Here is a 24,924-nt window from a genome sequence, read left to right as displayed (position 1 = left end):
GGCGCCTGGACCGGGGTCGTCGTCGTGTTGGGCCATGCCGGGCCGTGCGGCCCGGGCCGTGCGCTCAGGGGCGTTCGAAGTCTGCGCCGAGCGCCGTGAGCTTCTCGGTGAAGTTCTCGTAGCCGCGGTCGATGAGTCCGATGCCGTGGACGGTCGACGTGCCCTTCGCGGCGAGCGCCGCGATGAGGTGCGAGAAGCCACCGCGGAGGTCCGGGACGGTAATCTCGCCGGCCTCGAGCGGGGTCGGGCCCGAGATGACGGCGGAATGGTGGAAGTTGCGCTGGCCGAAGCGACACTCGAGGCCACCGAGGCACTCCCGGTACACCTGGATGGTCGCGCCCATGCCGCGCAGGGCCTCGGTGAAGCCGAAGCGGTTCTCGTAGACCGTCTCGTGGACGATCGAGAGGCCAGTGGCCTGCGTGAGGGCGACGACGAGCGGCTGCTGCCAGTCGGTCATGAAGCCGGGGTGGACGTCGGTCTCGAGGACGATCGAGCGCAGTTCGCCGCCCGGGTGGTAAAAGCGGATGCCGTCGTCCTCGACCTCGAACTCGCCGCCGACCTTCCGGAAGGTGTTGAGGAACGCGATCATCTCCGGCTGCGTCGCGCCCTCGACGAAGATGTCACCGCCCGTCGCGAGAGCCGCCGACGCCCACGAGGCCGCCTCGATGCGGTCGCCGAGCGCGGTGTGACGGAAGCCGCCGAGGCGATTGACACCCTCGATGCGGATGACGCGGTCAGTGTCGACCGAGATGATCGCGCCCATCTTCTGCAGGACGTTGATGAGGTCCATGATCTCGGGCTCGATCGCGGCGTTCGAGAGCTCGGTGACGCCCTCGGCGCGCACCGCGGTGAGCAGCAGCTGCTCGGTCGCGCCGACCGACGGGTAGGGCAGCTCGATCTTCGTGCCGCGCAAGCCGTTCGGCGCGGTGAGGTGGATGCCCTGGGGCCGCTTGTCGACGACCGCACCGAACTTGCGAAGGATGTCGAGGTGGAAGTTGATCGGCCGGTCGCCGATGTGGCAGCCGCCGAGGTCGGGGATGAACGCCTCGCCGAGCCGGTGGAGGAGCGGTCCGCACAGGAGGATCGGGATACGGCTCGAGCCGGCGTGCGCGTCGATGTCCGCGACGTGCGCCGAGTCGACGGCCGTCGAGTCCATGCGCAGGACACCACCGTCACGGTCGTGCTTGACGACGACCCCGTGAAGCTCGAGCAGGCCCTTGACGATCTCGACGTCGCGGATGAGGGGGACGTTCCTCAGCTCGCTCGGCCCGTCGCCGAGGAGGGAGGCGACCATCGCCTTGGAGACGAAGTTCTTGGCCCCGCGGACCCGGATTCTGCCGTTGAGCGGGGTGCCGCCGGTGACGTGGATGAGATCGGTCATGGGTCTATGGTCGCCTATCGCTGGGGGCCTTCGGGCCAGATGCGCCGCGCGCGGTGTGTGGACTTCGTGGGAGGGCGGGGTGAGATCTGCCGGACCGCCCCGGGCACGGTCGCTCCGAGGGTCGAACGCCGTCCGGCACGCACGGTATTCCGTGGCCCGCGTCTCCGTCCCCCCTCCCGGCACGGCGACGCCGGGACGCCGCATGGCGGCGTCCCGGCGTCGGGGTGGTGCGGGTGTGCGCTCAGGCGCCTGTGGGACGCGCGGCGACGATCTCCTGCTTGGGCAGGTGCTTCGCGGGGAGCGTCTTCGGGCGCCAGCTCTCGCGACGCGCCTCGAACGCGGTGATCTCGTCCTCGTGCTGGAGCGTGAGCCCGATGTCGTCGAGACCCTCCATGAGGCGCCAGCGCGTGTAGTCGTCGACGTGGATCTGCACGGTGACGTCGCCCGCCGACGCGGTGCGCTCGACGAGATCGACCGTCACCTCGGTTCCGGGCTCGTTCTCGAGAACCTTCCAGAGGAGCTCGATGTCCTCCTGCGCGACCTGCGCCGCGAGGAGGCCCTGCTTGCCCGAGTTGCCGCGGAAGATGTCGGCGAAGCGTGAGGCGAGGACGGCCCTGAAGCCGTAGTCCTTGAGCGCCCAGACGGCGTGCTCGCGGGACGAGCCGGTGCCGAAGTCGGGGCCCGCGACGAGCACGGAGCCCGACGCGTAGGCCGGCTGGTTGAGGACGAACGACTCGTCGCCGCGCCATGCGGCGAAGAGCGCGTCCTCGAAGCCCGTGCGGGTGACGCGCTTGAGGTAGACCGCGGGGATGATCTGGTCGGTGTCGACGTTGCTGCGACGCAGCGGGACGCCGACGCCCGTGTGGGTGGTGAACTTCTCCATGACAGGCTCCTTGGGTGTGGCTTCGGTGACCGGGTGCGGGCGTCAGACCTGAACGAGGACGTTCGGGTCGAGCGGCGCGAGCGGCGAGCCGTCGAAGGTCGTGAGGTCGGTGTCCTCGGGCAGGTCGAGGTCGGCGAGCGACGAGAGCGTGCCGCGGATCGCGGTCGCGGCGGCGACGAGCGGCGAGACGAGGTGCGTGCGACCGCCCTTGCCCTGACGTCCCTCGAAGTTGCGGTTGGACGTCGACGCGGCCCGCTCCCCCGGGGTGAGCTGGTCGGGGTTCATGCCGAGGCACATCGAGCAGCCGGCGTTGCGCCACTCGGCGCCGAAGTCGAGGAAAATCTCGTCGAGACCCTCGGCCTCGGCCTGGAGACGCACGCGCGCCGACGCGGGCACGACGAGGACGCGCGTGTCCGCGGCCTTCTTCTTGCCCTTGAGGACCTTGGCGACCGAGCGAAGGTCCTCGATGCGGCCGTTCGTGCACGAGCCGATGAAGACGGTGTCGATCTTGAGGTCGCGCAGCGGGGCGCCGGGGACAAGGCCCATGTACTCGATCGCGCGCTCGGCGGCGATGCGGTCGTTCTCGTCGGCGATGAGCTCGGGCACCGGGACGTTTGCGGAGAGCGGCAGACCCTGGCCGGGGTTCGTGCCCCACGTGACGAAGGGCTCGAGGTCGGACGCCTGGAGGGTGACCTCGGCGTCGAACACCGCGTCGTCGTCCGTGCGGAGCGTCTTCCAATACTCGACCGCGGCGTCCCAGTCCGCGCCCTCGGGCGCGTGGGGGCGGCCCTCGAGGTAGTCGAAGGTCGTCTGGTCGGGGGCGATCATGCCGGCGCGGGCGCCGGCCTCGATCGACATGTTGCAGATCGTCATCCGCGCCTCCATGGAGAGCTTGCGGATGGCCTCGCCGCGGTACTCGAGCACGTAGCCCTGACCGCCACCGGTGCCGATCTTCGCGATGATCGCGAGGATGATGTCCTTCGAGGTGGTGCCGGGCGGGAGCTCGCCCTCGACGTTGATCGCCATGGTGCGGAAGGGCGCGAGCGGGAGCGTCTGCGTCGCCATGACGTGCTCGACCTCGGACGTGCCGATGCCGAACGCGAGCGCGCCGAACGCGCCGTGCGTCGACGTGTGCGAGTCGCCGCAGACGACCGTGAGGCCCGGCATCGTGAGGCCGAGCTGCGGACCGACCTGGTGGACGATGCCCTGGTCGGCGTCGCCGAGGGAGTGGAGGCGGACGCCGAACTCCTTGGCGTTGTTGCGCAGCGTGTCGATCTGCGTGCGGCTCGTGAGGTCCGCGATCGGCAGGTCGATGTCGAGCGTCGGGGTGTTGTGGTCCTCGGTGGCGATCGTGAGGTCCGTGCGGCGCAGCTTGCGTCCGGCGAGGCGGAGACCCTCGAAAGCCTGCGGGCTCGTCACCTCGTGGAGAAGGTGGAGGTCGATGTAGAGAAGGTCGGGCGCTCCGTCGACACCCTGACGCACGAGGTGCGCGTCCCAGACCTTCTCTGCCAGCGTGCCGGCCATGGAATGTTCCTCTCGTCAAAGACTGCCGCGAAGCGGCGGCAGGGACTAGAATCGCGACGACACACGGTGCGTCGCACTTGCGTCTCAGCCTCCGAGACTGCAATATCGTCCTATGGACAACTCTAGCGGAGTCGGCGTCCTCGACAAGGCCGCCGCCGTTCTCGGCGCTCTCGAAGCCGGTCCTGCGACGCTCGCCCAGCTCGTCGCAGCCACCCACCTCGCCCGACCGACGGCGCACCGCCTGGCCGTCGCCCTCGAGCACCATCGTCTCGTCGCCCGCGACATGCAGGGACGCTTCGTCCTCGGCCCGCGGCTCAACGAGCTCGCGACCGCGGCCGGCGAGGACCGCCTCCTCGCGGCCGCCAACCCCGTGCTCACCGCGCTGCGCGATCACACCGGCGAGAGCGCCCAGCTCTACCGGCGCCAGGGTGACCAGCGCATCTGCGTCGCGGCCGCCGAGCGACCCGTCGGGCTGCGCGACTCGATCCCCGTCGGCGCAACCCTCACGATGCTCGCCGGCTCGGCCGCCCAGATCCTCCTCGCCTGGGAGGAGCCCGACCGGCTTCACCGCGGGCTCCAGGGCGCCAAGTTCACCGCGACGATCCTCTCGGGCGTCCGCCGCCGCGGCTGGGCGCAGTCCGTCTCGGAACGCGAGGCCGGCGTCGCATCCGTCTCCGCGCCCGTCCGCGGCCCCTCGGGCCGCGTCGTCGCCGCCGTGTCGATCTCGGGCCCCGTCGAGCGGCTCAGCCGCCAGCCCGGCCGCCTGCACGCTGGCTCCGTCGTCGCCGCCGCCAACCGCCTCACCGAGGTTCTGCGGCGCGCCGCCAGCTGAGCGGCTCCCGTTCCGAGGCCCGTCGAGCACCCTCTCGGCGGGCCTCGGTGCGTCAGGGGGTCAACGGGACAGAGGATCAGCGGGCCAGCCTCCGTCAGCCCCGACGACCTGCCGCGCCCCGCTGCCGCGCAGCCTCGTAGAGGACGACCGTCGCGGCGTTCGCGGCGTTGAGCGAGCTCGCGGCGCCCGACATGGGGATGCGCGTGGCCCGCGACGATGACACCGTGCGCGCCGAACGCGTCGGCCGCGGCACGCGCGCCGTCACGAGGTGCGAAACTACCCCGCGCAGGCGGAAGGCCCGGTCATCGATGATGACCGGGCCTTCGCGAACGTACCCCCGACGGGATTTGAACCCGTGTTACCGCCGTGAGAGGGCGGCGTCCTAGGCCGCTAGACGACGGGGGCCGGACGACGCTCGAGCCTCACCCGAAGGTGCCGCTCGCTGCGCCGTCGAGAACATTACACAGTCACGGGCTCCGCGCGCCATTCGACGTTCGGTGACCGTCGTCACACGAGAGCGAGGGCAGCACCGCCTCGGGTCAGGACGCCGCCGGACCGCCGCCCGGACCAGCCAGCCCCCCGGCCGGGAGGAGCGCTGCATGCTCCTGAGCGGCGAGTCGACGGTTGTGCCTCACGGCGCGCACGAGAAGGACGATCCCCGCGACGCCGACGGCAGCCAGCGCAGCGACGACGATCCACAGCCGGCCGATCCACGCGAACAACGCCTCGAGGGCGGGGGCCGGGTCGTAGCTCGCCACGCCCGACTCCGCGTCGATCCGCACGGGAATGGTCTCGCCAACGACCGCGTCGCACGCATCCATCGCCGCGGGCTCACGGTCGACGGCCTCACGTTCGACGCCGTCGACCGTGTACGTGAAGGTGAGGACGCAGCTGCCGGCGCCCTCGCCGTCCGCGCCCGGTGCGACCGCGACCACCACGCCGCTCGTCGAGGCGTCACCCTCGTTCATCGCGGCAGTGCCCATGGCAGCGAGCCCGAAGAGAAGCAGGACGATGACCCCGGAGACGAGCGACAGGACCAAACCCAGGACGATGAGAGCGATACGCCAGCCGATGCGCCGCCGTTCGGGTGTTGATGGCGTCATGTTCCTGCTCCTCTGCCGGGACCCGGCTCACCGGGTCAGCGCTCACGCGATCCGGTGCGGCCCCGCGCGTCAGCGGCACGCTACCGGAATTGGGCACGTCCTGCGGGTTGTGCGGCTCGCTCGTTCTGCCGCGTGCGACCCGCGACCCAGAGTCGGAAATGACGAAGGCCCGGTCATCAGTGATGACCGGGCCTTCGAGACGTACCCCCGACGGGATTTGAACCCGTGTTACCGCCGTGAGAGGGCGGCGTCCTAGGCCGCTAGACGACGGGGGCAGGACATGCCAGGTGCGAGTGCGAGCACTCCTCCTGACGGAGCAAGATCCTCGGCGTGATGCGGCCGTGACGACCGCTCGATACGAAGATCTTGAGCTGGGGTACCAGGACTCGAACCTAGAATGACGGTACCAGAAACCGTTGTGTTGCCAATTACACCATACCCCAAGGGGGTAACCCACCAGTCCGTCATCGACGCCCTCGAAGAGGCCGCCAACCCGTTTTCCAGGGGTTGTCCCGAGAAAGAACAGTACCCGACGATCGGCCGAGCGACAAAACCGGGAGGGCGTCACGGCGGTCACACCCACGAGGCGGCGACCACGTCAAGCCCCCGCCCGCGCTAGTCAGACGCGCGCCGCGGGCTCCCCGAGCCCGACGAGCGCGAGCACGTCCTCGAGCGTCGTCAACACCGCGACCCCGGCCGCCCGCGCAGCCTCGGGATCCTCGGGGTGAGCTCCCCCGCGCCGCGCACCCGGTCGGTCGAGCCACGCCCCCAGGAGCCCGGCACGCACCGCACCACCCGCGTCGATATCGAGCTCGTCCCCGACGTAGAGCGTCTCCGCGGGCACCGTGCCGAGCCGGCGTGCCGCCTCGAGGAACACGCGGGGGTCGGGCTTGCCGACGCCGAAGACGTCGACGCCCACGAGCATCGGCACGCGCTCCCCGAGGCCGACGGCGCCGAGCTTGCGCACCTGGTAGTCGGTCGCAGCGTTCGAGAGCGCGCCGACCGGCACGCCGGCCGCGAGCAGTGCGTCGACGACATCGGCCGCCTCGGGGAACGCCCGCCACGCCTCCGCGAACGCGGACTCGAAGACGACGTCCCACGCGTCGAAAGCCGCGTCGTCGAGTTCTGGACCACCGAACGCCGCCATGAGCTCGGTCGCCCGCGTCATGCGCTGGGCCCGGAACGACACCTCGCCACGGGTGTACGCCCGGTAGTGGCCGCCGACGTCGCGCCGCCACGTCGCGAGGACCTCACCGCGTCGCTCGTCAGGCAGGTGCGGCAGGTAGACACGCGCGACCTCCGCCATCGCGTCCGCGAACGCCCCGCGCGTGTCGACGAGCGTGTCGTCGACGTCGAAGAGCACGCCCGCGATGCGCGGACGCCCCGCGACCGTCGCCGCGAGGACGTCGGCGCGGGGCGCCTGCGGGTCGGACGTACCGGCGGTCACAGCGCCGCCCGCAGCGCGCGGACGCGCGCGAGGGACGACTCGCGGCCGAGGATCTCCATCGACTCGAAAAGCGGCGGCGACACCCGCCGCCCCGTGATCGCGACGCGCAGCGGCGCGAACGCGAACTTCGGCTTGACGCCCATCTCCTCGATGAGCGCAGCCTTGAGCGCGTCCTGCGTCGTCGTCGGGTCGAACGACGCCACGCTCTCGAGGACCTCGATCGCGCGGTCGAGCATCTCGCGCAGACGCTCACGCACCTGCGCGACCGACGCCTCGGTCAGCTGCATCGCCGTGCCCGGTGCCGCGCCCTCGGGCAGGACAAGCTCGGCCTGGACGCCCGGGAGGACGCCCTTGAACGTGTTCTTGTCGACGAGCGCCGCCATCGAGTCCGCGTCGAAGACGACCGCGTCGTCGGCGACGAAGAGGAAGCCGAGCATCCCCGTGACCTCGCCGAGGAGCGTCATGCGCTCCTGGACGAGGGGCGCGCCCGCGTCGAGCAACGCGCGCTGAGCCTCCGGGAGCTCGTCGTACACGGCCGCGTCGACGAGCCCCGCCGCGTGGAGGTGCGGCACGAGCCGCGACCGGAAGTCGGCCGGGTCGAGCAGACGCACGTGCGCAGCGTTGATCGCCTCCGCCTTCTTGAGGTCGAAACGCGCCGGGTTAGGGTTGACGTCCGCAATGTCAAACGCCTCGACGAGTTCGTCGACCGAGAAGATGTCGCGGTCCGCCGCGATCGACCAACCGAGCAGCGCGAGGTAGTTGACGAGACCCTCCCGCGTGAAGCCACGGTCGCGGTGGAGGAAGAGGTTCGACTCCGGGTCGCGCTTCGAGAGCTTCTTGTTGCCCTCGCCCATGACGTACGGCAGGTGCCCGAACGCTGGCATGACCTTCGCGATGCCGAGCTCGAGCAGCGCACGGTAGAGGACGACCTGGCGGGGCGTCGACGAGAGGAGGTCCTCGCCGCGCAGCACGTGGGTGATGTCCATGAGCGCGTCGTCGACCGGGTTGACGAGCGTGTAGAGCGCGTCCCCGTTCGCACGGACGATGACGTAGTCAGGAACCGTCCCCGCCTTGAACGTGATCTCGCCGCGCACGAGATCCGTGAACGTCACATCCTCGTCGGGCATCCGCAGACGCAGGACCGGCTCACGCCCTGCCGCACGGAACTCGGCCTTCTGCTCGTCCGTGAGGTCGCGGTCGAAGCCGTCGTAGCCCATCGCCGCCGGACGACCGGCCGCGACGTTCCGCGCCTCGATCTCCTCGGGCGTCGAGAAGGACTCGTACGCGTAGCCGCCCTCGAGCAGGCGTCGCGCGACATCCGCGTAGAGGTCCTTGCGCTGCGACTGACGGTACGGGCCGTGCGGGCCGCCGACGTCGATGCCCTCGTCCCAGTCGAGCCCGAGCCAGCGCAGCGCCTCGAGGATCTGCGCGTAGCTCTCCTCGGAGTCGCGCGCCGCGTCGGTGTCCTCGATGCGGAAGACGAACGTGCCGCCGACGTGGCGCGCGTACGCCCAGTTGAACAGCGCCGTGCGGACCATGCCGACGTGCGGCGTGCCCGTCGGCGAAGGGCAGAAACGGACGCGGACGTCGGAGCCGGTGGGGAGGACTGCAGACACTATGTGCACCTTGTTCCAGGGGTGGCCGGAGGCCTGCGCGGCAGGCCTGGGAAAGGAGGGAGCGGAGGCGGGGCTCAGCCGCGCCGGATGACGGGGTTGCGCAGGACGCCGACGCCCTCGACCTCGCACTCGACGACATCACCGTGGTCGACGGAGCCGACGCCCGCAGGCGTGCCCGTGAGGATGACGTCGCCCGGCAGGAGCGTGAACGCCTGCGAGACGTAAGAGACGAGGAACGCGACGTCGAAGATCATGTCCGACGTGCGGCCGTCCTGCCGGACCTCACCGTTGACCCGCGAACGCACCGCAAGGTCCTCCGGGTCGAGGCCCGTCGTGATCCACGGACCGAGCGGGCACGAGGAATCGAAGCCCTTCGCGCGCGCCCACTGGTCCTCGGCACGCTGCACGTCGCGCGCCGTGACGTCGTTCGCGACCGTGTAGCCGAAGACCTTCGAGAGCGCGTCCTCAGGCTCGACGTCCTTCGTCACCTTGCCGATGACGACCGCAAGCTCGGACTCGTAGGAAACCTCGCGCGTCCACGACGGCAGGACGATCGGGTCGTCCGGGCCGACGACCGACGTGTTCGGCTTGAAGAACAGCAGCGGGGACGTGGGCAGCTCGTTGCCCATCTCTTTGACGTGGTCCGCGTAGTTGCGGCCAACCGCGACGATCTTCGAGCGTGGGATGACCGGCGCGAGGAGACGAACGTCGTCCGTGAGCGGGACGACCTCACCGGTCTGCTGGACCGGCATGTAGAGCGGGTCCCCGGTGATGACGTGGAGCGCCTCCGCGCCGGGGGCGCCGTCGACGAGCGCGAAACGGGGGTCGGAGCCTTGGGTGAACCTAGCGATACGCACGGGCCAAGCCTACGCGGGCCGACCGACACCCGGCCGTGACGCCCGACTCACGGTCACGTCGCAGCACGGGCTCACGCCCGCGCGAGCACCTCGCCGTGCGTGATCGAGAACCAGCCATCCTCGTCCTGCGCCCACTGGCGCCAGCCGCGGGCGATCTCCTCGAGCGCGACGTCGTCCGCGAGGCCCGTCGCCCGCGCCTGCATTCCGAACTGCGACGAGAGGCACCGCTCCGCCCACAGGTCGCCCCACCACGCGCGGTCCGCGTCCGACGCGTAGCACCACACGCCCGCCGACGCCGTGATCGCCTCGTCCGCGAAGCCTGCGGCGCGCACCCACGACACGAGCCGACGACCCGCGTCCGGCTGCGCGCCGTTCGCCGCCGCGACCTCGTGGTAGAGCTCGTTCCACTCGGTGAGCTCCTGCGACTCCGGGTACCAGGCCATCGCCGCGTAGTCCGCGTCGCGCACCGCGACGAGCCCGCCCGGCCGCGTCACGCGCCGGATCTCGCGCAGCGCCGCAACCGGGTCCGAGAGGTGCTGCAGCACCTGGTGGGCGTGGACGATGTCGAACGAGCCGTCGGCGAACGGCAGGTCGTAGACGTCGGCCTCGACGAACTCGACGTTGCGCACTCCTTGGTTCGCGGCCGTCGCCCGCGCCTGCTCGAGGACCGCCGTCGACGTGTCGATGCCCGTGACGACGCCCGGGCCCACGGTGCGCGCGAGGTCGACCGTGATCGTGCCCGGGCCGCAGCCGACGTCGAGCACGGAGAGGCCCTCGCGCAGGTGCGGCAGCAGGTACGCGGCGGAGTTCTCCGCCGTCCGCCACCGGTGCGAACGCAGCACGGAGTCGTGGTGCCCGTGCGTGTAGGAGTCCTTGGGGTGAGGCTTGGAGCCGTCGGTCACGGCGTCCGGCCCGGTGGTCGTCGACATGAGGTCACGCTAACCACGGCCCTCATGACGTGGAACGTTCTGACCACATCGTGGGCCCGCGCCCCGGGGTAGCGTGGTCGACGTGACCGCCCACCACTCCCCCACCGCGTCCCCCGCNGACATGGCGAGCCCCGAGACCCGCCGCGTCGGTGACTCGGGCCTCGCCGTGTCCGTCGTCGGGCTCGGCTGCAACAACCTCGGCCGCACCGGCACAGCGACCCTCACGCAGGAGGGCACCGACGCGGTCGTCCACGCTGCACTCGACGCCGGCATCACGTTCTTCGACACGGCGGACAACTACGGGCACGAGGGCGGGCTCTCCGAGCGCATGCTCGGCGCCGCACTCGGACGCCACCGCGCCGACGTCGTCGTCGCGACGAAGTTCGGCATGGCCAACGGCCGCCTCTACGGCGACGACCGCGGCGCGCGCGGGTCGCGCCGCTACGTGCGTCGCGCGATCGAAGGCTCCCTCACGCGCCTCGGCACCGACTACATCGACCTCTTCCAGCTCCACACGCCCGACCCGCTGACGCCGGTCGAGGAGACGCTCGGAGCGCTCGACGACCTCGTGCGCGAGGGCAAGGTCCTCCACGTCGGCCACTCCAACCGCGCGGGCTGGCAGATCGCCGACGCCGAGCACGTCGCACGCCGCACGGGGCTTACCCGGTTCGTCTCGTCGCAGAGCCACTACAACCTGCTCGACCGCCGCGCCGAACTCGAGGTCGTCCCCGCAGCCCAGGCGTACGGCCTCGGCATCCTCCCCTACTTCCCCCTCGCCAACGGGCTGCTCTCGGGGAAGTACTCGCGCGGCACAACGCCGTCCGAGGGGCGGCTCTCGCACACGCGCCAGCACATGCTCGACGAGGCCCCGTGGGACGCACTCGAGGCGCTCGCCGAGCTCGGCCGTGCCCGCGGCCTCGGGCTGCTCGAGCTCGCGTTCTCGTGGCTCGCCGCGCAGCCGCAGGTCGCAAGCGTCATCGCCGGAGCGACCCGGCCCGAGCAGGTCCGGCAGAACGCTGCGGCCGTCCACCCGCTCACGGCCGACGAGCTCGCGCAGATCGACGCGCTCTTCCCGCCGCCCGCGAAGGTCGCGCTCTTCTAGGCGCCGCTCTTCCCGGCACTGCTCGCTCGCCTCGGCAGCGCCGGCGGTCGCTAGGTCCGGGACGCCCTGGCCCGCGGCAGCCGCACGCACGCGTCCGTGCCGTGCCCGGGGTCGGACTCGAGCCAGATCGTGCCGCCGTTGCGCTCGACGAGGTTGCGGACGAGCGCGAGCCCGAGGCCCACGCCGGGCACCTGCCGTTCCTCGGCGGTCGTGCTCCGGTAGAAGCGTTCGAACACCCGCTCGAGCTCGTCGGGGGCGATCCCGGGGCCCGTGTCAGAGACGCGGAGAACGACGGCGTCGCCGTCGGCCTCCACGCCGATCGTCACGGTGCCGTCCGGCGGCGTGAACTTCACGGCGTTCGAGACGAGGTTCGTGAGGATCCGCGTGAGGTCGTCCCGCACCACGTGGGCCGAGAGCCCGGTTCGCTCACCGACGACGAGGCGCACACCGCGCGCCGACGCCTGCGGAACGTGCTCCTCGACCGTGTGTCGCACCGCCTCGTCGAGCGCCGTGACGGCCGGTGTGGCGTCGTCGTGACGACCGGCGCCCGCGCCGAGCTCGAGGAGGTCCTCGACGAGCACACCCAGGCGCCGGGCGTTGCGCTCGACGACGTCGAGGTAGCGCCGCTGCTCGTCGTCGACGTCCGTGTCGTCGACGAGCATCTCGGTGTACCCGACGATGCTCGTGATGGGGGTCCGCAACTCGTGGCTCACTGCCGAGAGGAAGTCGTCCTTCTGCCGTCCGAGGTCGCGTAGACGGGCGGCCGCGTCACGTTCGTCCGCGAGCGCACGCTGCATCGCCGCGTCCGCGAGATAACGCTGCGTGACGTCGATGAGCTGCGCCGTGACGATCGTCGGGCCCGAGGAGCGCTCGACACGCGTGAGGAAGACCTCCGCCCGACGGAACCCCGCGACGTCGATCTCGTCGAACCACTCCCCGAGCGGGGAGTCGAGCGTCGCGAGGACGGCCCGGACGAACGGCGACGACTCGTCGAGCTCGAGCGGACGCCGCTCGGCCTCGTCCGTCGCATCGACCGCGTCGTCGGTCGTCACGACGACCTCGCCCGCCAGCATCTCCGCCGCGCGCACGTTCGCCTCGACGATCCGCAGGTCCCGCGGGCCGACCTGCTCGAGGACAACGAACCCGACCTGCGCGTCGATGAGCCCGCCGCGCAGGACCTGGTCCCTCTTGGCGAGGCGCATCGTCACCGCGACACGCTCGTCGCGCGCGACCGCGAACGCGAGGACGGTCGTTGCGTAAACGACGATAAAGAACTCCGCGGAGATCGTCGACGCCACCGGATCGGTGATCCGCGAGAAAGGCCCTTCTCCCTGCACAGTCGCGGTCGCGACGACGATAGCGACGAGGGCAAGCTCGGCTGCGACGAATCGCGTCGAGAACAGGAAGACGGCCCAGATGAGCATGGGCATCGGCAGGAAGGTGATGGGAAGGTCCTTGCCCGGTCCGACGACAAGCGCGAGGACGACGACGAGCAGCACGACCTGCACGACGCGGTGCCACGTCGCCACCGCGACGCCGGACCGCGTCCCGGCGATCCCCAGGGGAATGATGGCGAGCAGCGCCGAAGCGTGGCTCGTGAGCACCGTCGGCGCGATCTCGACGAACCGAGCCCCCGCCATCGACGCGGTGACGCCGACGATGACGGCGGCGGCCGCGGCACCCGCGGCCGCCGCGAGGAGCATCAGCGACATGTCGCGCAGCTGAGCGAGCCGCGCCCGCCGTCGTCCCCTCGTGAGCAGCAGCGCGACGATCACCGCCTCCACCGCGTTCGCGATGGCGTACCCGAACGCGACTGCGGCTGTCCGGCCCGCCAGGAGGTTCGCGACGAACATCCACACGGCGACGGAGAGCGCCGCCCAGCCGTACCAGCGTCGCGGGACCGCGAGGAGCGCGAGGACGCACACCGCAACCGCCGGCCACCAGACCGCTACACCGTTGGAGGACTGAACGAACGATCCCGCACCGCTGCCGAGCGCGAGCGCGATCGCCACGAGCGCGAGGTGCACGAGGAGGCCGCGGACCCAGCTGGGCACCCCCGGTTCTGTGACTTGCAACATCGACAACCTCCCACGGGCTCGACCAATGTCGACACCTCATGATGAGGTTGACCGACAACATGCAACCATGCTGAGGCACATTCCGACACGACGTGCCCGCACGGCCGACCTGCTCGCCCCTGGGCAGCCCACGGGCGCGCTCGGGCACAACTTCTGGAGGGACCCCGGATGGCGAAGATCCTCGTGGTCGAGGACGACCCTGACATCTCGGCGCTCGTCGTCCACAAGCTGCGCGGGGCCGGTCACACGGTGCTCGACGCGTCCGACGGCGAGGCGGCGCTCGCGGCGATCCGCTCCGAGCGGCCCGACCTCGTCGTCCTCGACTGGATGCTGCCCCGCATGAGCGGGCTCGAGGTGTGCGAGGCCGTGCGCGCCGACGCGGCTCTCGCCGGGACGCGGATCCTCATGCTCACTGCGAAGGCGCAGGAGGCCGACCTCGAGCGCGCGTTCGCCGCGGGCGCCGACGAGTACCTCCAGAAGCCCTTCAGCACGCGTGAGCTCGTCGTGCGCACCCAGGCGCTGCTCGCGCGCGCATGAGGTACGACGTCGCGGGGTGGGTGCTGGTCGCGGCGGCGGGCGCGACCGTTCTCCTCCTCGTCGTCATCACTGCGGTGCGCGCGTCGACGATCGTCGCGAACCGCCGCCACGAGCGTGAGCGTTCCGAGGTACTCCCGCTCCTCCTCGAGATCACCGACGGTGTCGACGTCCCCCTGCCCGGCGACCGGCGTGCGGCACGGGCGCTCGGCACGAGCGCCGCCGCCCTCGTCCACAAGGTTCGGGGCGCGGACCGCGCCGACCTTGCCAGCTGGCTCCGGCGGAACGGTTTCCGCGAGGAGGCGCTGCGCGGTCTCCGCGCGCGGCGCCCGGCCCGGCGTGCCGCGGCCGCCGAGCTCTACCTCGCGCTCGACGACGACCCGGGCCCCGTGCTGCCCCTCCTGTCCGACCCGCACGCACGCGTCCGCGCGACCGTCGTCCGCGCGCTCGGCGAGGCCGGCGCCGTGACCGCGATCCCCGCGATCGTCGAGGCCGCGGTCGCCCCGCGCGGCGTGTCGACGAGCACCGCTGCGATGGCCGTCGTCCAGGCCGGACCGAGCAGCGCCTCAGCGTTCGGTCCCGTGTGGGACTCCGCCGACCCACGGGCGCGCCGGCTCGCCGCCGACGTCGCCGGTCACCTCGGGCTCGCCGACGCGCGGCCTCACCTCGAGCGGGCGCTGCGCTCCGAGGACCAGATGCTGCGCACCCGCGCCGCCGTCGCGCTCGGACGCGTGGGCTCACCGCTGTCTGTAGGTGCGCTCGAGACCGCGCTGGTCGTCGTCGTCCGCGGCTCCGTCGAGGAGCGGGCGATCCTCGACGCGCTCGCGGCGCTCGACTCCCCCCGGGAGGTGCCATGACCGTCCTCGAGAGCGTCGTGTGGTGGACGACCGCGGTCCTCGTCGTCTACTACCTCGCGTACAACGTCCTCTACATCCTGCTCGTCGCTCGAGCAGGACGTGCGATCACGTCCGAGCTCGCCTGGCCTGCGACGCTCACCCGCGACCTCACGTTCGCGAACCCGCTCTCGCCCGGCGTGTCCGTCCTCGTCCCGGCCCACAACGAGGAGGTGGGCATCCTCGCGGCCGTCACAGCGCTCCTCGACCTGCGCTACCCGACGGTCGAGATCGTCGTCGTCGACGACGGGTCGTCCGACCGCACCGCGCAGATCCTCACGGACGCGTTCGAGATGACCGACATCGACCTCACGACCGACGACCGCGTCGAGCAGGAGGGGGCGACGTTCGCGACGCTGCGGTCGCGGAGCCACCCCGGGCTCGTCCTCGTCCGCAAGGCGTCCGTCGGCCGCCGCTCCGACGCGATCAACGCCGCGCTGCGCGTCGCGACGCAGGAGCTCGTCTGCATGATCGACGCCGACTCGCTCCTCGAGTCCGACGCGCTCCTCCACGTCGTGCAGCCGTTCATCGACGACGACCGCGTCGTCGCTGCGGGCGGCATCGTCCTCCCCTCGAACGGGTCACGTGTCCACCGCGGCCGCATCGTCTCGACGCGCATCCCGCGCAGCGTCGTCGTCCGCACCCAGGTGCTCGAGTACCTCCGGGCGTTCCTCGTCGGCCGCTCCGGATGGTCGAGCATGAACGGGCTGCTCATCATCTCGGGAGCGTTCGGGCTCTTCAGGCGCGAGGTCGTCGTCGAGCTCGGCGGGCTCGACCCGACGTCGCTCGCCGAGGACGCCGACCTCGTCGTCGGCATCCACCGCATGATGCGCGACCGCGGCGAGGACTTCCGGGTCGTGTTCCAGCCCGAGCCCGTCTGCTGGACCGAGGCGCCCGCAACCCTCGATATCCTCGCGAAGCAGCGAAAGCGCTGGTCGCAGGGGCTCGGCGAGCTGTTGTGGAAGTACCGGAAGATGATCGGCAATCCGCGCTACCGCACGCTCGGTGTGCTCACGCTGCCGTACTTCGTGCTCTTCGAGTTCATCGGACCGTTCATCGAGGTCGCCGGGCTCGCGATCGTGGTCACCGGGTTCGTCTCCGGCGCCCTGCCCTGGCAGATGGCCGCGATGTACGCGGGGGCGTCCGTCCTCCTTGCCGCGCTCGGTTCGCTCGCCGCGGTCCTCGTCGAGGAGGTGTCGTTCTCCCGGTACCCCCGACGGCGCGACGTGCTCTCGCTCGTGACGACCGCGCTCCTCGAACCGTTCTGGTTCCACTTCCTCCACTCGTGGTGGCGTGCCGTCGGAATGGTGCGCGCCCTGCGCGGCGCCGAGTCCGGCTGGGGCGTCATGACGAGGGCGGGGCACGCCGAGGAGTGACGCGGTCCCTGCGTGCTGCAGCACGACGGCACGGCGCCTTGCAGACCCGGCCCCCGCAGGACGACGGTGCGCCCGGCCGCTACGATCACCACCCCACAGGTCTGACGCCGAAGGAGCACCGATGAGCACCGCACATACACGCCGGAGTCTCGTATGAGGGCCGTCGGGCTCGTGCTCGCCCTCGTCGGCATCGTCCTCGTCGTCGCCGCGGTCATCGTCGGCCGCACCGGACGCCGTCAGCCTGCCCGACGCGTCGTCGTCACCGGACAGATCGTCCGGCAGGTCGGCCTCAGTCGGACCCCGCTCTACGAGGTCGCCTACCCGCTGCCCGACGGCACGTGGGCCACGACCGTGACACGTGCGCCGCTGAGTCCGGGCGGGATCGCCACGCTCGGCTGGTCGCAGGGCGCGCAGGTCCCGGTCCACGTCAACGTCGACGACCTGCACGACGCGCGGCTCACTCCCGACAGCAGCCTCGGCGTGCCCGGACTCGTCGGCATCGTCCTCGGGAGCATCGGTGGCGTCATCCTCGTCGTCGGGCTCGTGCTCTCCGCGGTGGCGCTCGTCGGATAGCGCACGACCGTCGTAGGCTCTCTGCGTGCCCGCCACCGTCCTCCCCGCCGACGAGTGGCGCGCCCGCGCAGCCGTGCACGCGGAGCGGGCCGACGCGCTCACGGCGGGCCACCGCGCCCGCAGGGCCGCGGGCGACACCCACGCGATTGAGGACTTTCTCCACACGTACTACGCGACGCGACCCGGCCAGCTCCGTCGCTGGCACCCCGGGGCGGACGTCACGCTCGAGGGCGCCGGAGCCGACGTCGACGAGCGCCTCACGTGGCGCTGGTACATGCCCGACGGTCACGGTGCCCGCGTCGACGTCGACGCGTTCCTCGCCGACCGCGGCCCAACCGTCCGGTTCGTCCGCGAGCTTCTCTCCCGCACCGCGCAGCGGCCCGCGAACGTCGGCTGCTTCGGGCTCCACGAGTGGGCGATGGTCTACCGCACCGGCGACAGCACGCGGCACCCGCTGCCGCTGCGCCTCGGTGCCGCAGCGACCGACGCGGTCGTCGAGAGCCACCAGATCCGCTGCTCGCACATCGACGCCTTCCGGTTCTTCACGCCCGAGGCGGTGCCGTTCAACCGGCTGCGGCCGACGCGAGAGACGCAGACCGAGCTCGAGCAGCCGGGGTGCCTTCACGCGAACATGGACCTCTACAAGTGGGCGGGCAAGCTCGGGCCGGCCGTCCCAGGCGAGCTGCTGCTCGACACGTTCGACCTCGCGCTCGAGATCCGCCACGTCGACATGCAGGCGAGCCCGTACGACGTCTCCTCCTACGGCCTCGACGCGATCGCGATCGAGACCCCGGAGGGCAAGGCGGAGTACGCGGCACGGCAGCGCGGGTTCGCGGAGCGTGCCGCGGGGCTTCGGGAGCGCCTGGTCGAGGTGTGCGACGCCGTCCTGGGCGGCATCGTGCGAGACAGCGGCGTGCGAGAGGACACCCCGCGTCGGGGATGATGGACCCGCGCCAGGCCCCGCACCGCGCGAGCGGGCGCCCGGCAACCCCGCCGCCCGCCTCGCACACCGACGGTCCCTCACCGTCGCACACCGGAGAGACCATGATCCCCGAGCCCTCGAACGCCGCACCGTCGAGCCCTGGATCGTCGAGCCCTGGATCGTCGAGCTCCGGTCGGTCGGACAGCACGTCGAGCACGTCGTCTGCCCCGGATCCGTCGGCCGGCACGCCGTCGGGCACCGCCCCGTGGGGCGTCGAGCCGGCCGCGGACGCCCCCGACGCCGACGCCGACGCCGACGCCGTGGCGAGCCTCGACGACCTCCCCGAGCGCACGACCTTCGTCCTCAGCCTGCTGCCGGGCGAGGACGGCCGGCGGACGACGACCGCCGAGCTCGCGAGGCTCCTGCGCCAGAGGAGCGTCATCGCGGCGGTCGCCGACGGCGACGACCTCGGGACTCCGGGCGCGACCGTCGCGATCCTCGCGACGACGGACGACGGGCGGGTCCTCCTCGACGCCGACGGGCGGCCCGTCCCGGGCCAGCAGGTCGAGCACCTCGTGCCCGGGCTCGCGCACCTCACGGGCTGCCGCGTCGTCGTCGACGACACGGTCGTCGTCGCACCGGACGGGACCGAGTCGGAGCCCGACGAGGACGCGCTCGCGGCACGGACCGCGACGACGCTCGTCCTGTGGCGCGCGTCGGTGTCGTCGCCGATGATCGTCCGCGCGATCGCGCACGGGGCCGGCATGCCGGTCGAGCACGCGACGCTCGACGGCTGGACGGTCGTCGCGCTCCCCGCAGGGACGACGGTCGACGCGGGCGCGCTCGCGGCCGGCGCCGTCGGGAGCGGCGAGCGCCCCGTCGTCGCGCTCACGCGGGCCGGCGAGACACGGTCGGTGTCGTGGCACCACCGCGAGAAGAGACGCGAGGTCACGGTCGAGCTCGTCGTCGGCCCACCGACCGAGGTCGTCCTGCGCGACGGAGCCGTGGGGAGCGTCTCGGCGCGTCTCGCGGCGAAGCTCGGGGACGGGTCGATGCGCGAGGTGCCGACGACGACGCACCTCGACGAGGCCACCCTCGCCCGGCTGCGGGCCCTCCCCCTCGACCGTGCGACGCTCCTCACGGAGGCCGCCGAGGCGCTCGGGCTTCCCGCGGGCCTCGCCGAGACGGTCGAGCTGGCCGGGGCGGCGGCGCGGGCAGCGGGCGAGGAGCCGCACGGCCGCGCCCCGGTGCGCTGGCTCGGGCTGCCCGACGCGGCAATGCTCGAGCCCGACCCGTCGGCGGGAGGGATGGTCGCGCGCGGGCTCGTCGACACGGTCCTCGAGGAGCCGCGGGGCGACGGTCGCTACGCGCGCTTCCGCCGCTGGCTGTGGCACCGTCCGGGGACGCTCGTCGCGGTGTCCGTGGCCGAGGTGCTCGTGGGGCTCGGGTTCGCGGCGTGGGCCCTCGCGGGCGGGACGCTCCTCGGGCAGGGGTGGCTCGTGTGGGTCGCGGCCGCGCTGTGGCTCGTCGACGGGCTTCCCGACCTCGCGTCGGGCGTCGCGCTCCTGAAGCGTCGGCGCCGCTAGGCGGAGGGCCCGTCCACGGTCACAGGGACGCACCCGGTCACGCGGACGTCCCCGATCACGTGGAAAGACCCGGTTACGTGGAAAGACCCGGTTACGTGGAAAGACCCGGTTACGTGGAAAGACCCGGTCACGTGGACGCAGACCCGGTCGTGGGTCGCTAGCCCGTCGCGGGCCCGTCCCACACGACGTCCCCTTCCACGACCCGCGCCCCCGCGGAGGGCGGGTGCGCGGTGAGCCTGCCGCCGTGCATGAGGTGCCGGACGGGTAGTCCCCGCGCCAGGACCGCGACATCGGCGACGACGCGCCGGTGGCAGCGCCACCACACGGACTCGCTGCACATGACGACGGTGCGCGTGCCGCCGACGACCTCCGCGCACAGCTCGTCGAGCGCGGAACGGAACTCGTCGGTCCGGGTCCAGGCTGCGTACGCGCGGAAGGCCTCGACCTGCCACCAGTGGTCCGTCACGACGTCACCCTCCCCCGCCGGCAGGCGCCGTCGGCCTCCGAGCCGCGGCTCCCAGCGGTAGGAGATCCCCTCCTCGGGCAGCCACCCGGGCAGGGCGTCGCGGCTCACGTCGAGGTTGCGTCGCGAGCCCGGGAAGCGACGGACGTCGACGACCTGCTCGACCCCCGCGCCGCGCAGCAGGGACGCGAGGCCCGGGCGGTCGAGCGTCCCATGACCGACCGTGAGGAGCTCGTGCGTCATCCTTCGTTGGTAGCACCCCGGGGCCGAGGGCGCGAGCGCGTCGGGCGCGCGTCAGGTACGCGACACCGCGAGGACGGCGACGTCGGCGATCTCGACGGTGACCTCGTCCCCGGGACGCAGGCGCCCGGCCTCGTCGGCGGGGACGTCGGCGCGCAGGGTCCTCCCGTCGGGGAGCTCGACGACGGCCGCGGCGTAGGCACCGAGGAAGGTGACGAGCCGGACGCGCGCCGACGGCGCGGACACCGCGGTGCCAGCGAGGATCCCGAACCTCGCGGTCGCCACGGAGGCCGCCGCGGTCCCGGAACGTCCGGCGGGCACGGCTGGCGCGGCCGTCGCCGAGTTCGCGTCGCCGACAGGGGTCGCAACCGTCGCCGGAGCCGCGTCCGCACCGTCGGCAGGCGCATCCGCCGTCGGGCTGCCTGCAGCCGGCCGACCGACCGTCGGCCCATCCGTCGCCGTCCCTCCCGCGCCGTCGACCCGCACGAGGCGGACGTGCTCGGGCCGGACGAGGACGTCGACCTCGCCGTTCGCAGCCCCGGGCAGGAGGGACCCCGGCAGGAGTGCGAGGTCGCCCCGCCACGCCGTCCCCGGTCGGAGGTGGGCTCGCCCGTCGACGACGATCGCGGGGAGCCGGGTGGTCTCGCCGACGAACTCGGCGACGAACCCGTCGACGGGCCGCCGGTAGAGCTCCTCGGGAGGGGCGACCTGGACGACGCGGCCCGCCTCCATGACGGCGACGAGGTCGGAGATCGCGAGGGCCTCGGTCTGGTCGTGGGTCACGAGGACGGTCGTGATGCCGACCTGCTGCTGGATGCGCCGGATCTCCTCGCGGAGCTGGACGCGCACGGTCGCGTCGAGGGCGGAGAGCGGCTCGTCGAGCAGGAGGACCGACGGCCGCACCGCGAGCGCGCGGGCGAGCGCGACGCGCTGCTGCTGACCGCCCGAGAGCTGGTGCGGGTAGCGGTCGCGGCGCTCGGCGAGGCCGACGAGCTCGAGGTGCTCGTCGACGACCGCGGCCCGCAAGCGTCGGGCGAGCCCGCGCAGCTCGAGCGCGAAGGCGACGTTCTCGGCGACGGTCATGTGCGGCATGAGCGAGTACGCCTGGAAGACCATCGCGAGGTCGCGGCGGCGCGCCGGGACGTGGGAGACGTCGCGCCCGCCGACATGGACCGCACCGGCGTCGACGTCCTCGAGGCCCGCGAGGACGCGGAGGGCGGTCGTCTTGCCGCAGCCGCTCGGACCGAGGAGGGTGACGAGGCTGCCCGCCGGGACGGTGAGGTCGAGCCCGTCGAGCGCGACGACGTCGCCGAACGCACGACGCAGGCCGACGAGCCGGACCTCCTGGGCGCCGGGGCGCGGAGGCGCGGGACGGTCGTCGGCGAGGGTGCGCTGCGCGCTGCGCGCAGTGGTGAGGAGGGAGCTCATGAGGACTCCTGGGTCGAGGTGAGAGCGACGCGCGCGGGACGGCGGGACGTGCGCACGGACAGGTCCTCGGACGTGCGTGCGGACGCGCCCGGCGAGGTGCGCGCACGCCCGGGCGTTCGTGCGGTGAACTGCTCGAGGACAACGAGGAGCACCGTCGTGCCCGCGAGCGCGAGGAACGACGTCGCCGCGGCGACCTGGCTGTCGGAGAGGTTCACCTGAAAGAGCGCCGTCTGGAGGTTCTGCCGGGCGAGGAGGCGCGCGATCGTGAACTCGCCGAGGACGACGGCGACGGCGAGGAACGAGGCCGAGACGAGCGCGGGGCGGATCGTCGGGACGACGACGCGCAGCAGGACGCGCGTCCAGCCGGCGCCGAGGACGCGGGCAGCCTCGGCGAGGGTCACGAGGTCGATCGAGCGCAGCCCTGCGTCGAGCGCCCGGTAGGCGAACGGCAGGACGAGGACGACGTAGACGAGGGCGAGCCACTCGGTCGCGCCGCCGAGGGGCGAACGACCGATCCAGCGGTATATGGGGGCGAGGCCGACGACGAGCACGACCGCGGGGATCGTCAGGGGCAGCAGACAGATCGACTCGAGGACCTTGTCGAGCCAGCGGGCCTTGAGGCGCACCCAGACCATCGTCGGCAGGAGGAGGACGAGGACGCCGAGGACCGTCGCGACGCACATGACGAGCGAGCTCGTGAGCCCGTCCCACAGGGGGTCGAGGGTCTGGTACTCGCTCGTACGACCGGCGACGAGCTTGCGCCACGCCGAGAGGTCGACGGCTCCCGTGAGAGGGAAGCGCACCGAGAACTCGACGAGCGCGACGACGGGGACGAGCAGCACCGTGAGCGCGACCGCGAGAACGGTGCGGCGGTAGACGGCGGTGCGGCGGCGTGCCCGCTCGACGTGGTGGGTGCCGGTGCCCGCGCTCGTCGTACGCGCGCTCGTCGTGCCGGGCACCGTTCCGAGCGTCGCGCCGGGCGTCGTGCCAGCCGTCGTGGCGGGGCTCGTGCCGTCGAGCGTCGTGCCCGCGCTCATCGGCCTGCCGCCGTCCACGGCGCGGCCCGGCGCTGCAGGAGCGCGTGGAGGACCATGACGACGCCGACGACGCACACCATGCCGAGGGCGAGCACCTTGGCGTAGGCGTCCATGCCGGTGTTGTTCTCGTTGCGGATCGCCGACTCGATCGCCATGGGGACGAGCACGGTCTGCTGGCTGATGAGCGCGGCGGCCGTCGCGAACGCGGAGAACGCGTTGGCGAAGAGCAGGAGGTAGGCGCCGAGCAGCTGCGGGGCGAGGACCGGGCCGGCGACACGCGCCCAGTAGCGCGCGGTTGTGCCGCCCATGACGGCGGTCGCCTCGCGCCACTGGGGGCGCAGCGCCTCGAGCGAGGGCAGGAAGACGACGACCATGAGCGGTACCTGGAAGTACGCGTACACGACGACGAGGCCGGCCATCGAGGAGAGCAGGTCCGAGGGGACGACGACGCCGAACGTGCCGGCGAGCAGGCGGGTCACCATGCCGTTGGTGCCGAGGGGCGCGACGAACGCGAAGGCGAGCATCACTCCCCCGAACTGGGCGAGGACCGAGGAGAACCCGGTGACGGCGCGGCGGACGAGGCTCGTCGGCGGCGCGGTCGAGACCGCGTGCGCGAGGATCCCTCCGAGGACGGCCCCGACGAGCGCGGTGAGCGCGGAGAGCCACGTCGACGTCCAGAAGACCTGGGCGGTGCGGGCGGTCATCGCCGCGGCGAGCCCGTCGAGCGACCAGGCACCATCGCGCGTCCGGAAGGCACCGTCGACGACGAGGAGCGTCGGCAGCAGGAGGAACACGGAGACGTACCCGAGGAAGGGGGCGGCCCCGGCGAGCCCGCGGAGGCGGGCGGCGACGTCACGTCGGCGACGGGAGGCGTCACGCGCCGGGGGCCGCACCGTGGTGCGACCCCCGGCGGCAAGGAGCGTGGTCATCAGGAGACCGCCGACTCCCACTTCTCGGCGAGCACCGCGTTCGCGGCCTCGGCCTGCGCGATCGACGGCGTCGTGGGCTCGCCCGCCACGGTGGGGAGGCTCGTCGCGGCCTCGGCGTCGAGCGCACCGGTCTCCTCGAGCCAGTCGAAGAGGACGGGGCGGGCGCCGCCGGCGAGCCAGAGGTTCTGCGCCTCGGGCGAGAAGAGGAACTCCTGCCACAGGCGGGCTGCGGCGGGGTTGGGGGCGTCCTTGTTGATCGCCTGGTTGTAGAACGAAGCGATCTCGCCGCCCGCGGGGACGAAGACCTTCCAGTCGACGCCCTTGCTGGCGAGGCGCTCGACCGTCGAGAGCTGGTTGTAGGACCAGTCCATGACGACGCCGTGCTCGCCGGCGTCGATCGTGCCCGCGGTGACGTCCTTGACGTTGAGGGTGCCCGCGTCGGCGAGGGTCGTGAAGTAGTCGAGGCCGGGCTGCAGATCGTCGAAGGTCCCGCCCGCGACCGCGTTGGCCATGAGGAAGCCGTTGAAAGCGGCGCCCGCCTCGGAGGGCTTGCCGTTGAGGGCGACGGCGCCGCGCAGCTCCTCGCGCGTGAGGTCCGCGAGGGAGGAGATCTCGCCGTACTTCGTCGCGTTGTAGCCGACCGACATGATGCCGGTGTAGTCGTTGACCCAGAGTCCCGAGGGCTCCTTGTTGACGTCCGGGATGTGCTCCCACGTCGCGACCTTGTAGGGAGCGAAGTAGTCGGTCGACTCGAGGGTCACGGCCGTGCCGAGGTCGAAGACGTCGGGCGCCTGGGCCGTGCCGCGGTTGGCCTCGGCGGCGGCGATCTCCTCCTTCGAGGAGGCGTCGGGGAGGATCGAGTTCACCGTGATGCCGTACTTCTCGGCGAAGGCAGCCTTGACGGCGCCGTAGTTGGCCCAGTCGTCGGGCAGCGCGATGACGTTGAGGGTCCCCTCGGCCTTCGCGGCGGCCTCGAGGGCCTCGAGCCCACCGAGGTCGGCGGCGCTCGTTGCCGTCGCGGCGGCCGTCGAGGCGCCGTCGGGCGAGGTCGCGTCGGCCTCCGCGGTGCAGGCGGTGAGAGCAAGTCCGAGGGAGAGCGCCAGGCCGAGCCCGGCGAGCTTTGTGGTCGCAGACATGTGTGTCGTCGTCCTCAGTTTCGTGGCGGACCGCGCTCGCGGCCCGGGGCGGGCC

General features: G+C 72.2%; 23 protein-coding genes and 3 tRNA genes. 8 read left to right on the top strand and 18 right to left on the bottom strand.

Going from position 1 to position 24,924, the window contains the following annotated elements; all coding sequences use genetic code 11:
* Window positions 1-64 precede the first annotated feature (64 nt).
* The 3 genes from murA to leuC form a co-directional block, all read right to left on the bottom strand.
* Window positions 65-1,381 (bottom strand): UDP-N-acetylglucosamine 1-carboxyvinyltransferase, encoded by a 1,317-nt coding sequence (murA, locus tag C1729_RS00685; RefSeq protein WP_102507839.1) that lies wholly within the window; start codon window positions 1,379-1,381, stop codon window positions 65-67.
* Between the two features lie 241 nt (window positions 1,382-1,622).
* Window positions 1,623-2,264 (bottom strand): 3-isopropylmalate dehydratase small subunit, encoded by a 642-nt coding sequence (gene leuD / locus C1729_RS00680; protein WP_102507837.1) that lies wholly within the window; start codon window positions 2,262-2,264, stop codon window positions 1,623-1,625.
* Between the two features lie 42 nt (window positions 2,265-2,306).
* The gene (gene leuC / locus C1729_RS00675; RefSeq protein WP_102507835.1) at window positions 2,307-3,788 is read right to left on the bottom strand and encodes a 3-isopropylmalate dehydratase large subunit; all 1,482 of its coding nucleotides are present in this window, start codon (window positions 3,786-3,788) and stop codon (window positions 2,307-2,309) included.
* 112 nt (window positions 3,789-3,900) lie between these two features.
* Between leuC and C1729_RS00670 the strand changes: the two genes are divergently transcribed.
* The gene (locus C1729_RS00670; RefSeq protein ID WP_102507833.1) at window positions 3,901-4,620 is read left to right on the top strand and encodes an IclR family transcriptional regulator; all 720 of its coding nucleotides are present in this window, start codon (window positions 3,901-3,903) and stop codon (window positions 4,618-4,620) included.
* 94 nt (window positions 4,621-4,714) lie between these two features.
* On the opposite strand, the gene C1729_RS15305 is transcribed toward C1729_RS00670, so the two are convergent.
* The 9 genes from C1729_RS15305 to C1729_RS00625 form a co-directional block, all read right to left on the bottom strand.
* The gene (locus tag C1729_RS15305; RefSeq protein WP_422917634.1) at window positions 4,715-4,885 is read right to left on the bottom strand and encodes a hypothetical protein; all 171 of its coding nucleotides are present in this window, start codon (window positions 4,883-4,885) and stop codon (window positions 4,715-4,717) included.
* Window positions 4,886-4,952: 67 nt separating this feature from the next.
* Window positions 4,953-5,025 (bottom strand) — tRNA-Glu (locus C1729_RS00660).
* Window positions 5,026-5,159: 134 nt separating this feature from the next.
* Window positions 5,160-5,723, bottom strand: coding sequence for a hypothetical protein (locus C1729_RS00655; RefSeq protein WP_102507832.1), 564 nt, complete (start codon window positions 5,721-5,723; stop codon window positions 5,160-5,162).
* 202 nt (window positions 5,724-5,925) lie between these two features.
* Window positions 5,926-5,998, bottom strand: a tRNA-Glu gene (locus C1729_RS00650).
* A 96-nt stretch (window positions 5,999-6,094) separates the two neighbouring features.
* Window positions 6,095-6,166: transfer RNA gene (locus tag C1729_RS00645), tRNA-Gln, on the bottom strand.
* A gap of 176 nt (window positions 6,167-6,342) precedes the next feature.
* Window positions 6,343-7,170 carry an HAD-IA family hydrolase gene (locus tag C1729_RS00640; protein ID WP_102507831.1) on the bottom strand — a complete coding sequence of 276 codons (828 nt, stop codon included), beginning with the start codon at window positions 7,168-7,170 and terminating at the stop codon, window positions 6,343-6,345.
* On the bottom strand, window positions 7,167-8,786 hold the full coding sequence (gene gltX / locus C1729_RS00635; RefSeq protein ID WP_102507829.1) for a glutamate--tRNA ligase: 1,620 nt from the start codon (window positions 8,784-8,786) through the stop codon (window positions 7,167-7,169). The genes C1729_RS00640 and gltX overlap by 4 nt, the downstream gene beginning before the upstream one ends.
* 74 nt (window positions 8,787-8,860) lie before the next feature.
* Complete coding sequence (locus C1729_RS00630; protein ID WP_102507827.1) at window positions 8,861-9,643, bottom strand: fumarylacetoacetate hydrolase family protein; 783 nt, start codon at window positions 9,641-9,643, stop codon at window positions 8,861-8,863.
* 71 nt (window positions 9,644-9,714) lie between these two features.
* Window positions 9,715-10,572 carry a methyltransferase domain-containing protein gene (locus tag C1729_RS00625; RefSeq protein ID WP_102507825.1) on the bottom strand — a complete coding sequence of 286 codons (858 nt, stop codon included), beginning with the start codon at window positions 10,570-10,572 and terminating at the stop codon, window positions 9,715-9,717.
* Between the two features lie 121 nt (window positions 10,573-10,693).
* Here C1729_RS00625 and C1729_RS00620 point away from each other — a divergent pair, with 121 nt between their 5' ends.
* Window positions 10,694-11,674 (top strand): aldo/keto reductase, encoded by a 981-nt coding sequence (locus C1729_RS00620; protein WP_102510438.1) that lies wholly within the window; start codon window positions 10,694-10,696, stop codon window positions 11,672-11,674.
* Window positions 11,675-11,724: 50 nt separating this feature from the next.
* Here the strand turns inward: C1729_RS00620 and C1729_RS00615 are convergent, their stop codons facing one another.
* Window positions 11,725-13,728 carry an ATP-binding protein gene (locus tag C1729_RS00615; RefSeq protein WP_165375378.1) on the bottom strand — a complete coding sequence of 668 codons (2,004 nt, stop codon included), beginning with the start codon at window positions 13,726-13,728 and terminating at the stop codon, window positions 11,725-11,727.
* 192 nt (window positions 13,729-13,920) lie between these two features.
* On the opposite strand from C1729_RS00615, the gene C1729_RS00610 reads away from it, so the two are divergent.
* The 6 genes from C1729_RS00610 to C1729_RS00585 all read left to right on the top strand — a co-directional run bounded on the left by C1729_RS00610 (window position 13,921) and on the right by C1729_RS00585 (window position 19,636).
* Complete coding sequence (locus C1729_RS00610) at window positions 13,921-14,289, top strand: response regulator transcription factor (protein ID WP_102507822.1); 369 nt, start codon at window positions 13,921-13,923, stop codon at window positions 14,287-14,289.
* The gene (locus C1729_RS00605) at window positions 14,286-15,143 is read left to right on the top strand and encodes a HEAT repeat domain-containing protein (RefSeq protein WP_102507820.1); all 858 of its coding nucleotides are present in this window, start codon (window positions 14,286-14,288) and stop codon (window positions 15,141-15,143) included. Before C1729_RS00610 ends, C1729_RS00605 begins: the two co-directional genes overlap by 4 nt.
* Window positions 15,140-16,555, top strand: coding sequence for a glycosyltransferase family 2 protein (locus tag C1729_RS00600; protein WP_102507819.1), 1,416 nt, complete (start codon window positions 15,140-15,142; stop codon window positions 16,553-16,555). Before C1729_RS00605 ends, C1729_RS00600 begins: the two co-directional genes overlap by 4 nt.
* 153 nt (window positions 16,556-16,708) lie before the next feature.
* The gene (locus tag C1729_RS00595) at window positions 16,709-17,128 is read left to right on the top strand and encodes a hypothetical protein (RefSeq protein WP_102507817.1); all 420 of its coding nucleotides are present in this window, start codon (window positions 16,709-16,711) and stop codon (window positions 17,126-17,128) included.
* A gap of 25 nt (window positions 17,129-17,153) precedes the next feature.
* Complete coding sequence (locus C1729_RS00590) at window positions 17,154-18,071, top strand: 3-methyladenine DNA glycosylase (RefSeq protein ID WP_102507815.1); 918 nt, start codon at window positions 17,154-17,156, stop codon at window positions 18,069-18,071.
* Window positions 18,072-18,172: 101 nt separating this feature from the next.
* Window positions 18,173-19,636 carry a hypothetical protein gene (locus C1729_RS00585; RefSeq protein ID WP_102507813.1) on the top strand — a complete coding sequence of 488 codons (1,464 nt, stop codon included), beginning with the start codon at window positions 18,173-18,175 and terminating at the stop codon, window positions 19,634-19,636.
* A 157-nt stretch (window positions 19,637-19,793) separates the two neighbouring features.
* Here the strand turns inward: C1729_RS00585 and C1729_RS00575 are convergent, their stop codons facing one another.
* From C1729_RS00575 to C1729_RS00550, 5 genes are read right to left on the bottom strand one after another with little or no spacing between them, the layout of a single operon-like run.
* Window positions 19,794-20,342, bottom strand: a complete 549-nt coding sequence (locus tag C1729_RS00575) for a DUF488 domain-containing protein (RefSeq protein ID WP_102507809.1) — start codon at window positions 20,340-20,342, stop codon at window positions 19,794-19,796.
* 51 nt (window positions 20,343-20,393) lie between these two features.
* Window positions 20,394-21,767 carry an ATP-binding cassette domain-containing protein gene (locus tag C1729_RS15265; RefSeq protein WP_102507807.1) on the bottom strand — a complete coding sequence of 458 codons (1,374 nt, stop codon included), beginning with the start codon at window positions 21,765-21,767 and terminating at the stop codon, window positions 20,394-20,396.
* Window positions 21,764-22,804, bottom strand: coding sequence for an ABC transporter permease (locus C1729_RS00565; protein WP_129590615.1), 1,041 nt, complete (start codon window positions 22,802-22,804; stop codon window positions 21,764-21,766). The genes C1729_RS15265 and C1729_RS00565 overlap by 4 nt, the downstream gene beginning before the upstream one ends.
* Complete coding sequence (locus tag C1729_RS00555; protein ID WP_242493654.1) at window positions 22,801-23,733, bottom strand: ABC transporter permease; 933 nt, start codon at window positions 23,731-23,733, stop codon at window positions 22,801-22,803. The genes C1729_RS00565 and C1729_RS00555 overlap by 4 nt, the downstream gene beginning before the upstream one ends.
* On the bottom strand, window positions 23,733-24,869 hold the full coding sequence (locus C1729_RS00550) for an ABC transporter substrate-binding protein (protein WP_102507802.1): 1,137 nt from the start codon (window positions 24,867-24,869) through the stop codon (window positions 23,733-23,735). The genes C1729_RS00555 and C1729_RS00550 overlap by 1 nt, the downstream gene beginning before the upstream one ends.
* Between the last annotated feature and the right edge of the window lie 55 nt (window positions 24,870-24,924).

This window comes from Sanguibacter massiliensis (genome assembly GCF_900240335.1).
In the GTDB taxonomy this organism is placed as follows: Bacteria; Actinomycetota; Actinomycetes; order Actinomycetales; family Cellulomonadaceae; genus Flavimobilis; species Flavimobilis massiliensis.
This window is presented reverse-complemented; position numbering and strand designations above follow the sequence as displayed.